This is a genomic window from Streptomyces sp. NPDC007162, from assembly GCF_040634175.1.
Lineage (GTDB): Bacteria > Actinomycetota > Actinomycetes > Streptomycetales > Streptomycetaceae > Streptomyces.
In genome coordinates this window covers 1-8,081 of the sequence record NZ_JBEYFC010000412.1, presented here as the reverse complement: position 1 = coordinate 8,081, position 8,081 = coordinate 1, and the positions used below count along the sequence as shown (strand labels likewise).

Genomic DNA, 8,081 nt, shown 5'->3' with positions numbered 1-8,081 from the left:
GGCGGCGGCCACCCTCTACTGGGCCTTCTACCTCCGCCCCCGCAAGAACACCCACTGGGTCGTCTCCATCCCGGAGGACGTGGCGTCCCGATAGGGGCGCGGGGCCGTATCGATCTGCGGCTCCTTCGCGCGGGCGCGAGCAACCCCCACCGGCCCGCAAGCCCACCGCCCGCGCTCCGCGGCGTTCCGGTGTACCGCGCCCGAAGTACACGGCAACGCACCCGTACTCCTCGAGGATGGCCCGCTGTTCAGCCCAGCGTCGGCATCCGTTGTCCGTCCGGGGCCGTACCGTTGAGGCATGGATCTTCGACTGCCCGCCTGGCGAGCCCTGCTCCGGCGGCCGCGACGGCTTTTGCCCGCCGCGGCCGCCGTCGTGGTGCTGGTCGGCGCCGGCACCTGGACGGCCGTCGCCGCCTCCGACGACACACCGGCGGTGCACCGGACCGACAGGGTGATGGCGGTGGACGGCGTACGCCTGGACACCTCGTTCTTCACCACGCCCGGCACCGGCCGCCACCCCGCGGTCCTCCTCGCCCACGGCTTCGGCGGCAGCAAGAACGACATGCGCGCCGAGGCCGAGGACCTCGCCCGGGACGGCTACGCGGTCCTCACCTGGTCCGCCCGCGGCTTCGGCAGCTCCACCGGAAAGATCGGCCTCAACGACCCGAAGGCCGAGGTCGCCGACGTCTCCCGGCTCATCGACTGGCTGGCGAAACAGCCCCAGGTACAGCTCGACAAGCCCGGCGACCCGCGCGTCGGCATGGCCGGCGGCTCCTACGGCGGCGCCATCTCCCTCCTCACCGCAGGCTACGACGACCGCGTCGACGCCATCGCCCCGTCCATCACGTACTGGAACCTCGCGGACGCCCTGTTCCCGGACGGCGTCTTCAAGAAGCTGTGGGCCGGAATCTTCTTCAACACGGGCGGCGGCTGCGCGAAGTTCGAGCCCGCGCTGTGCGCGATGTACGACCGGGTCGCCGAGTCGGGCACGCCGGACGCCGCCGCCGTCAAGCTCCTCGAAGAACGCTCACCGTCGGCCGTGGGCAGCCGCATCAAGGTGCCCACCCTGCTCTTCCAGGGCCAGACCGACTCCCTGTTCACCCTCTCCCAGTCGGACGCGGCGGCGAAGGCCATCAAGGCCAACGGCGCCCCCGTCGACGTCGACTGGATCGCCGGCGGCCACGACGGCGGCGACCTGGAGACCGGCCGTGTCGAGGCCCGCGTGACCTCCTGGTTCGACCGGTACCTGAAGGGCGACAAGGCCACCGACACCGGCCCGGCCTTCCGGATCACCCGCACCGGAGGCGTCGACTCCGCCAACGGCACCGCCCAGCTGCGCGGCGCGACCGCCGACAGCTACCCCGGCCTGGAGAGCGACCGGAAGGACATCGCCCTCCAGGGCGGCACCCAGCACGTCCAGAACCCGGCCGGCGCCAGCCCGCCCGGCGTCTCCGCGCTGCCCGGCCTCGGCGGCGGCGGCCTCGCCCAGCTCTCCTCCCTCGGCGTGGGCGTCTCCCTGGACTTCCCGGGCCAGTACGCCCGCTTCGACTCCGCCCCGACGACCGACAACGTGCAGATCACCGGCGCCCCCACGGCCACCGTCCACCTCACCTCGACCAGTGACGACGCCGTGCTCTTCGGCAAGGTGTACGACGTCGGCCCGGACGGCACCCAGCAGGTGCTGCCCTCCCAGCTGGTCGCCCCGATCCGCGTCACGGGAGCCAGGGCCGGCAAGGACGTCACCCTGACCCTCCCGGCCATCGACCACGAGGTCCAGAAGGGCCACCGGCTGCGCCTGGTCCTCGCCTCCACCGACCTGGGCTACGCCTCCCCGGCCGCCCCCGCCACCTACACCGTCTCCCTCAAGAGCCCCCTGAGCGTGCCCACCGCACCGCAGGTGGACACGGCCGCCGCAGCACTGCCCGCCTGGGTGTGGTGGCTGCCGCTGGCCGGCGCGCTGGCCGCCCTGGCCCTGCTGTTCACCGGCCGCCGCAGCACCACGGCCCCGGCCCCCGCCCCGGAACTCGCCGCGGTCCCGCTCCAGATAACGGACCTGAGCAAGCGCTACGCGCGCTCCACCGACCGGTACGCGGTACGCGACCTGTCCTTCCGTGTCGAACAGGGCCAGGTGCTCGGCCTGCTCGGCCCCAACGGCGCGGGCAAGACCACCACCCTGCGCATGCTGATGGGCCTGATCAAGCCCGACGACGGCGAGATACGGGTCTTCGGGCACGCCATCCGCCCCGGCGCGCCCGTCCTCTCCCGGGTCGGCGCCTTCGTGGAGGGCGCGGGCTTCCTGCCGCACCTGTCCGGCCGGGAGAACCTGGAGCTGTACTGGCAGGCCACCGGCCGCCCGGCCGAGGACGCCCACCTCGAAGAGGCCCTGGAGATCGCCGGCCTCGGCGACGCCCTGGCCCGCGCGGTCCGCACGTACTCCCAGGGCATGCGCCAGCGCCTCGCCATCGCCCAGGCCATGCTCGGCCTGCCGGACCTGCTCATCCTCGACGAACCGACCAACGGCCTCGACCCGCCGCAGATCCGCGAGATGCGCGAGGTGATGATCCGCTACGCGGCGGCCGGCCGCACGGTGATCGTCTCCAGCCATCTCCTCGCCGAGGTCGAGCAGTCCTGCACCCACCTCGTGGTGATGGACCGCGGCCGGCTCGTACAGGCCGGTCCGGTCGCCGAGATCGTCGGCTCCGGCGACACCCTCCTGGTCGGCACCGGCACCCCCGTGGAGGAACCGGTCGTGGAGAAGGTCGCCGCACTGCCCGGCATCGCCTCGGTGACCCGCACCGACGACGGCCTGCTCGTCCGCATGGAACCCGGCGGCAGCGCCTCGCGCATGGTCGCCGAACTCGTCCGGCTCGACGTACCGGTGGCCTCGGTCGGCCCGCACCGCCGGCTCGAAGACGCCTTCCTGACCCTGATCGGAGGTTCCGCATGAGCACCGTCACCGAGAAGGCGGCGGTCGCCTCCGGCTACCGGGCGGGCCGCACCCTGCCGCTGCGTGTCGAACTGGCCCGCCAGTTCAAGCGGCGCCGCACCCTGGTGATGGGCGGCATCCTGGCCGTACTGCCGTTCGTGCTGCTCATAGCGTTCGCGGTCGGCGGGCAGCCGGGCCGGGAGAACGGCCAGGTCACCCTCCTGGACACGGCCACCGCGTCGGGCGCCAACTTCGCCGCGGTCAACCTGTTCGTGTCGGCGGGCTTCCTGCTGGTCATCCCGGTCGCCCTGTTCTGCGGGGACACCGTCGCCTCCGAGGCCGGCTGGTCCTCCCTGCGCTACCTGCTCGCCGCGCCCGTGCCCAGGGCCCGGCTGCTGTGGTCCAAGCTGGTCGTCGCCCTCGGCCTCAGCCTCGCCGCGATGATCCTGCTGCCGCTGGTCGCCCTGGCCGTCGGCACCGCCGCCTACGGCTGGGGGCCGCTCCAGATCCCCACCGGCGGCTCGCTGGACACCGGCACCGCAGCCCAGCGCCTCGCGGTCGTGGTCGCGTACCTCTTCCTGTCCCAACTGGTCACCGCCGGACTCGCGTTCTGGCTGTCCACGAGGACCGACGCACCGCTCGGCGCGGTCGGCGGTGCCGTCGGCCTGACCATCGTCGGCAACGTCCTGGACGCGGTCACCGCCCTCGGCCACTGGCGGGACTTCCTCCCCGCGCACTGGCAGTTCGCCTGGGCGGACGCCGTACAACCGCACCCCGAGTGGTCCGGCATGATCCAGGGCACCGCGGTGTCCGTGACGTACGCCCTCGTGCTGTTCGCCCTGGCCTTCCGGGGTTTCGCCCGCAAGGACGTGGTCTCCTAGGGCCTGTTGCGCCCTGGCCCCCGGTCCGTGGCCGCTTCGAGACCCATCCGCAACGCGTCGGGGCGCACGTTTCGGACCCCTGCGCCGTCGGAGTCGACAGAAAAGCCAGACAGTCGACTCCGACCGGCACAGGGGGCACACGATGGAACGACACCGGACCAGACGACAGACGTACGGGGCACTGCTCGCCCTCACCACCGCGGTCACGCTGCTCCTGACGGGCTGCGGCGCGGACGAGAACCACACGAGCGACGGCCCGAACCACAGCCTCGGCCTCCCGGCCCCGGCCCCCTCCGGGGCGCAGGACGACGACTCCGGCCACCTCTCCACCTTCGCCCTGGACGTCGACACCGCCTCCTACGGCTACGCCCGCCACACCCTCGCCGACGGCGGCCGCCCGGACCCCTCGACGATCCGCCCGGAGGAATTCGTCAACAGCTTCCGCCAGGACTACCCGACCCCCGAGGGCAACGGCTTCACGGTCACCGTCGACGGCGCCCGCACCGACCGCCCGAACTGGTCCCTGGTCCGTGTCGGCCTCGCCACCCGTCCCGCCGACGACCCGGACGAACGCCCCCCGGCCGCCCTCACGTTCGTCATCGACGTCTCCGGCTCCATGGGCGAGCCGGGCCGCCTCGACCTCGCCAGGAAGTCCCTGGACACGATGACCGACCGACTCCGCGACGACGACTCGGTGGCGATCGTCACCTTCAGCGAACACGCGGAGACCGTCCTGCCGATGACCCGCCTCGGAGGTCACCGCGCCGCGGTCCACGACACCGTCGACGGCCTGCGGGCCCTCTCCTCCACCAACCTCGGCGCGGGCGTCGAGACCGGCTACGCCACCGCCGTCAAGGGCCTGCGCAGGGACGCCACCAACCGCGTCGTACTGATCTCCGACGCCCTCGCCAACGACGGCGAGACCGACCCGAACGCCATCCTCAGGCGCATCGACGGCGACCGCCGCGCCTACGGCATCACCCTGTTCGGTGTGGGAGTCGGCAGCGACTACGGCGACGCGCTCATGGAACGCCTCGCCGACAAGGGCGACGGCCACACCGTCTACGTCTCCGACACCGCCACCGCGAACGACGTCTTCTGCCGTCAACTCCCCGAGAACATCGACCTGGTGGCCCGCGACGCCAAGGCCCAGGTCGCCTTCGACCCGCACACGGTCGCCGAGTTCCACCTCATCGGCTACCAGGACCGCAGGGTCGCCGACGAGGACTTCCGCAACGACCACGTCGACGGCGGCGAGGTCGGCCCGGGCCACACGGTCACCGCCCTCTACGCGGTCCGCACCACCCCCGGCACGGACGGCCACCTGGCCACGGCCACGATCCGCTGGCTGGACCCCGCCACCCGTACCCCGCACGAGAACACGGGCTCGATGGAGACCGACGCCCTGCACGACTCGGTCTGGACGGCGTCCCCCCGCTTCCAGGTGACGGCGGTGGCGGCCTACTTCGCGGACGCACTGACGGGAGGGGAGTACGACATCCCGGGAACACCGAGTCTCACGAGGCTTCGGTCGAGGGCCGCGACTCTGGCGAAGGTGACCGAGGACAAAGACGTCGCCGACCTTTTCACAGCGATCAGCGAGGCAGCGCCTCTTTAGGACCACATGGGTCCCACCCCATTGACCCACCCTTACCTACGAGTAAGTTGACGCCCCATGGGCGTACGCAAGGACCTCAGACGGGCAGGACGACGCACCGACTTGGCCGACCGGAGCAAGGTCCAGGTCACCAGGGACGCGCAGGGAGCCGTACGGGAGGCAAGGCGACCCCCACTCGCCCCACCCCTCACCACCGGCTCCCTCGCCGACCTCCCCTACACCAACGCCACCGAGCAACCCGACGCCACAGCTCTACGGCGCCCCGACGGCCCGGTCACCGCACGAGCCTTCGCCACCCAGGTCACCGCCGTCGCCAAGGGTCTGATCGGCGCCGGCCTCGCTGCAGGCGACCGCGTCGCCGTCATGTCCCGCACTCGCTACGAGTGGACCGTCCTCGACTTCGCCGTCTGGGCGGCCGGCGGCGTGACCGTCCCGGTCTACCCCACCTCCTCCGCGGCGCAGGTGGACTGGATCGTCAGGGACTCCGGCGCCCGGTACGTCGTCACCGAGACCCCGCAGCACACCGCCACGGTCACCACCGGCACCGCCGACCACCCCCAGGCCCCCCGCATCTGGGAACTGGACGCGAACGCGCTCACCGACCTCACCGCCCTCGGCCGGGAGGTCCCGGACGACGAGGTCGCCAAGCGACGCGCCACCCTCACCCCGGACACCGTCGCCACCGTCTGCTACACCTCCGGCACCACCGGCCGCCCCAAGGGCTGCGTCCTCACCCACGCCAACCTGCACACCGAGGCCGCCAACACGGTCGAGCTGCTGCACCCCGTCTTCCAGGCGGTCACCGGCCGGACCGCCGCCACCCTGCTGTTCCTCCCGCTCGCCCACATCCTGGGCCGCACCCTCCAGATCGCCTGCCTGCTGGGTCGCATCGAGATGGGTCACTTCCCGAGCGTGAAACCCGACGAACTCAGGCCCGCGCTGCGGGAGTTCAGACCGACCTTCCTGGTCGGGGTGCCGTACCTGTTCGAGAGGATCCACGACACGGGACGGGCCACGGCCGAGAAGATCGGCCGCGCCGCCTCCTTCGACCGCGCCGAGCGGATCGGCGTGCGCTTCGCCGAGGCCCACCTGAACAAGTTCCTCGGCACGGGCAAGGGGCCGGGGCCCGGACTGTACGCCGCCTGGGCGCTCTACGACCTGCTGGTCTACCGCCGGATCCGCAGGGAGCTCGGCGGCCGGATGCGGTACGCCATCAGCGGCGGCTCCCCGCTCGACCGGGACCTCAACCTGTTCTTCCTCGCCGCCGGGATCGTCGTGTACGAGGGCTACGGTCTGACCGAGACCAGCGCCGCCGCCACCATCGTGCCGCCGCTGGCGCCCCGGCCCGGCACGGTCGGACAGCCCGTGCCGGGCACCGCCGTCCGGATCGCCGACGACGGCGAGGTGCTGATCAAGGGTCCGGTGGTCTTCGGGTCGTACTGGAACAACCCGGCCGCCACCGCCGAAGTGCTCCCGGCGGACGGCTGGTTCGCGACCGGCGACCTCGGGGCGCTCGACGAGGACGGCTACCTCACCATCACCGGCCGGAAGAAGGACATCCTGGTCACCTCGGGCGGCAAGAACGTCTCCCCGGCCGTCCTGGAGGACCGGCTGCGCAGCCGGGCGCCGGTCGGCCAGTGCCTGGTGGTCGGCGACAACCGGCCGTTCGTCGCCGCGCTGATCACCCTGGACCCGGAGGCGGTCGCCCACTGGCTGTCCGTACGGAAGCTGCCACCGGACACCCCGCTCGCCGAGCTGGTGCGCGACGACCGGATGCGGGCCGAGGTGCAGAAGGCGGTCGACCACGCCAACCAGGCCGTCTCGCGCGCCGAGTCGATCCGCTCCTTCGCCCTGGTCGAGGGCGAGTTCAGCGAGGACAACGGCCTGCTCACCCCGTCCCTGAAGGTCAAACGGCATGCGGTGACCGCCCGGTACGCGGCCGAGATCGAGGCGCTCTACCGCGGCTGAGCGAAGCGGAGGCGGCGGGCCACCGGAAGGAACCGGTGACCCGCCGCCCGTGAAGCGTCCCGCTCAGCTGTTGCCGGTGCCGTTCGCGGACAGGGCCGAGATGTCGTCCAGGATGTGCGACAGCGGCTCGTCGCCCTTGGCCTGGGTGGAGTTCTCGACGCACTGCTGGTTCTGCGGCGCCGACAGGACCGGCACGTCCTGCAGCACGCCGACAGCACCGAGGCCGACCAGGCCCTGGAGGTTCAGCTTCGCCGGGAGGCCGATGCAGGGCTTGTTGAAGGAGCCCTGGATGAGGGCCATCTGGGGGCTCATGTTGCCGAACGTGGCGGAGTTGCCGAACGCCTGCTGGGCGTCGTTGCCGCTGAAGGAGGTGGTGCCGTGGTCGTTGCCGGTTGCCAGGGCCGGCGAGGCGGCGGCAGCGGAGGCGCCGACGACGGAGGCAGCGACAGCGGCGGCGGCCAGAACCTTCTTGATCACTTGTCAGTTCCCTTCTGAGGACACCCCGTCCACCGGAGCGCACTGGTCAACTGCGCGCGCTCCGTTTGGTTGCTCCGCTTCACTCCAATGGCCCACGGTCCGACAATCTCCCGAATTCGCGAACGGGTGACGTGTTGCTCCGTGCCGCAACCAATCCGGTTGCAGGGGGTTGATGCCGGACAGGAACGTCCGTCTTGACCTGGAGCCAGGA

The 8,081-nt window shown here is 71.9% G+C and carries 5 protein-coding genes; 4 read left to right on the top strand and 1 reads right to left on the bottom strand.

The window, feature by feature from the left end; all coding sequences use genetic code 11:
• Positions 1 to 298 precede the first annotated feature (298 nt).
• The 4 genes from ABZ646_RS34335 (at position 299) to ABZ646_RS34320 (ending at position 7,393) form a co-directional block, all read left to right on the top strand.
• Positions 299 to 2,947, top strand: a complete 2,649-nt coding sequence (locus ABZ646_RS34335; RefSeq protein ID WP_360527780.1) for a CocE/NonD family hydrolase — start codon at positions 299 to 301, stop codon at positions 2,945 to 2,947.
• Complete coding sequence (locus ABZ646_RS34330) at positions 2,944 to 3,807, top strand: ABC transporter permease (RefSeq protein WP_360527777.1); 864 nt, start codon at positions 2,944 to 2,946, stop codon at positions 3,805 to 3,807. Before ABZ646_RS34335 ends, ABZ646_RS34330 begins: the two co-directional genes overlap by 4 nt.
• Positions 3,808 to 3,949: 142 nt before the next feature.
• A complete protein-coding gene (locus ABZ646_RS34325) occupies positions 3,950 to 5,425 on the top strand; it encodes a von Willebrand factor type A domain-containing protein (protein ID WP_360527774.1) in 1,476 nt (491 codons plus the stop codon).
• A gap of 57 nt (positions 5,426 to 5,482) precedes the next feature.
• Entirely contained in the window at positions 5,483 to 7,393 is a 1,911-nt protein-coding gene (locus ABZ646_RS34320) for an AMP-dependent synthetase/ligase (protein ID WP_360527771.1), read from the top strand.
• A gap of 63 nt (positions 7,394 to 7,456) precedes the next feature.
• Here the strand turns inward: ABZ646_RS34320 and ABZ646_RS34315 are convergent, their stop codons facing one another.
• On the bottom strand, positions 7,457 to 7,870 hold the full coding sequence (locus tag ABZ646_RS34315; RefSeq protein ID WP_360527768.1) for a rodlin: 414 nt from the start codon (positions 7,868 to 7,870) through the stop codon (positions 7,457 to 7,459).
• Positions 7,871 to 8,081: the final 211 nt, after the last annotated feature.

What these genes read in the sequence shown, in the direction of transcription:
- ABZ646_RS34335 (WP_360527780.1), top strand. Translation starts at nt 299, where the DNA reads ATGGATCTTCGACTGCCCGCCTGGCGAGCCCTGCTCCGGCGGCCGCGA.
- ABZ646_RS34330 (WP_360527777.1), top strand. Translation starts at nt 2,944, where the DNA reads ATGAGCACCGTCACCGAGAAGGCGGCGGTCGCCTCCGGCTACCGGGCG.
- ABZ646_RS34325 (WP_360527774.1), top strand. Translation starts at nt 3,950, where the DNA reads ATGGAACGACACCGGACCAGACGACAGACGTACGGGGCACTGCTCGCC.
- ABZ646_RS34320 (WP_360527771.1), top strand. Translation starts at nt 5,483, where the DNA reads ATGGGCGTACGCAAGGACCTCAGACGGGCAGGACGACGCACCGACTTG.